General features: G+C 65.8%; 2 protein-coding genes. Both read left to right on the top strand.

What is annotated here, in order from left to right; genetic code table 11:
• Positions 1 to 921 (top strand): protoporphyrinogen oxidase (gene hemG, locus MUO23_03765; GenBank protein MCJ7512069.1); only part of this gene is annotated, 921 nt, incomplete at its 5' end.
• A complete protein-coding gene (hemL, locus tag MUO23_03770) occupies positions 918 to 2,210 on the top strand; it encodes a glutamate-1-semialdehyde 2,1-aminomutase (GenBank protein ID MCJ7512070.1) in 1,293 nt (430 codons plus the stop codon). The genes hemG and hemL, both read left to right, overlap by 4 nt.
• The last annotated feature ends 86 nt before the right edge of the window (positions 2,211 to 2,296 follow it).

Raw genomic sequence — 2,296 nt, forward strand, 5'->3', positions numbered from 1 at the left:
ATCTACGCCGGCGATGGCAACCGTCTGAGCCTGGCGGCGACCTTTCCCCAGCTGCGGGAGACCGAGCTCAGGTATGGCAGCCTGACCCGCGGGATGCTCCATGCCCTTCGGGACAACGGGAAGGGACATCAGCCGGCGCAACGTCGCCCGGCATCCGCCTTCCTCACACCCAGGACCGGCCTGGCGGAAATCATCGAGGCCCTCGAACGGCGGCTGGCGGGGGCAGATGTTCGCAAGGGCACGGCCGCCGTCAGGGTAGAGCCGTTGCCGGGCGAGGGCTACCGCGTCCGTCTCGCCGGGCGGGACTGGATCGAAACATCATCGGTCATTCTGGCGACGCCGGCCTTCGTCAGCGCACAACTGGTTGAGGGTCTCGATGCTCGGATGGCCGCCGACCTGGAGAGCATCCCGTATGCCTCGACGGCGACGGTCTCGCTGGCCTTCCCCCTCTCCGCCATCCCGCGCGCTTTGGACGGCTACGGTTACATTGTCCCCCAGGCGGAGGGCCGGCCGATCCTGGCGTGCACCTGGACCTCGACCAAGTTTCCCCATCGTGCGCCGGATGGATTCGCTCTGATCCGGGCCTTCATCGGCCGGGCGGGCAAGGAAGACCTACTGGAGGCCGACGACCAGGCACTGGTGCATGTGGTGCGGACCGAGCTCGAACAGGTGATGGGCGTGCGAGCTGCGCCGATCCTGCAGCGGGTCTTCCGTTGGCCCCAGGCGATGCCGCAGTACATCCTCGGGCACCCGGACCGGCTCGCAAGCATCGAGCGGGGTCTGCACGCCCATCCAGGGATGCAACTTGCCGGGAGCGCATACCGGGGCATCGGGCTTCCAGATTGCATCGCTTCAGGCGAAGCGGCTGCTACAGCAGCCCTGTCCCATGTTCAGAGTATGGAAAGGGAACGCAGCCGATGAAGACCACCCGTTCCGAGTTGCTGTTCCGTGAAGCACAACAAGTCCTGCCTGGTGGTGTCGACTCGCCCGTCCGAGCCTTTCGGGCAGTCGGGGGAACGCCTCGCTTCATCGATCACGCCAGTGGCGCGTACCTCCACGACGTCGACGGCAACCGGTTCATCGACTACGTGCTCTCATGGGGACCGTTGCTCCTCGGCCACGCACACCCGCAGGTCGTCCAGGCGATCGCCGAGGCGGCGGCGCGCGGCACCAGCTTCGGCGCGCCTAGCGAGCTCGAGACCGAGCTGGCAAGGTCGATCCAGGCGTTCATGCCCGGGATGGAGATGCTGCGTTTCGTCAACTCCGGAACCGAAGCGACCATGTCGGCCTTGCGCCTGGCGCGCGCCTACACAGGTCGAGACAAGATCGTGAAGTTCGAAGGCTGTTACCACGGTCACGCAGACATGCTGCTGGTGAAGGCCGGCTCGGGGGTTGCCACCTTGGGGTTGCCCGATTCCCCGGGCGTCCCTGCCGCTGTGGCCGCCGACACGCTGGTCGCACCATTCAATGATCTCCGGGCAGTGGAGAAGATCTTCGAGGCATCAGCCGGTGAAATTGCGGCGATCATCATCGAGCCCGTCGCCGGAAACATGGGTGTGGTGCCTCCAGCAGAGGGCTTCCTGCAGGGGCTGAGGCGCCTGGCGGAGGCATCCGGGTCAATCCTGATCTTCGACGAGGTCATGACCGGATTCCGTGTCCATCCGGGCGGGGCGCAGACGCTCTTTGGGGTGAGGCCCGACCTGACCACGCTGGGCAAGGTCATCGGTGGTGGTCTGCCCGTCGGAGCCTACGGCGGCCGCAGGGATATCATGCAGATGGTGGCGCCGTCGGGTCCCGTCTACCAGGCCGGCACGCTATCAGGCAACCCTATGGCCATGGCGGCCGGAATCGAGACGCTCAGGCAAGTCCGTTCACCGGGTGTGTGGGAAGCGCTCGAGAAGCACGCCGCCACATTGGAAGAGGGGCTGCGCGAAGCTGCCGCGAAGGCGGGTGCCCCTGTTGTTCTGAACCGGATGGGGACGATGTTCACCACCTTCTTCACGGATCACGCAGTAACCGGGTGGGAGACGGCGAAGGCCTCGAACACAAAGCAATACGGAGTGTTCTTCCATGCCATGCTCGAGGGCGGCGTGTATTTGGCCCCCTCACAATTCGAGGCGGGCTTCCTCTCGACCGCCCACGGGGCCCAGGAGATCGAGGCGACCGTGGCCGCCGCGGAACAGGCCTTCCGGAAGGTCCGAACTGACTAGACGCTTGGGGAGAGCGAGTTTCTCGCTCGGGCCAGGGTCGCCAACACGTGGACGATCTTCATCGGCGGGCAGTCACTTCGGGGCAC

It is taken from the genome of Anaerolineales bacterium, from assembly GCA_022866145.1.
Classification (GTDB): domain Bacteria; phylum Chloroflexota; class Anaerolineae; order Anaerolineales; family E44-bin32; genus PFL42.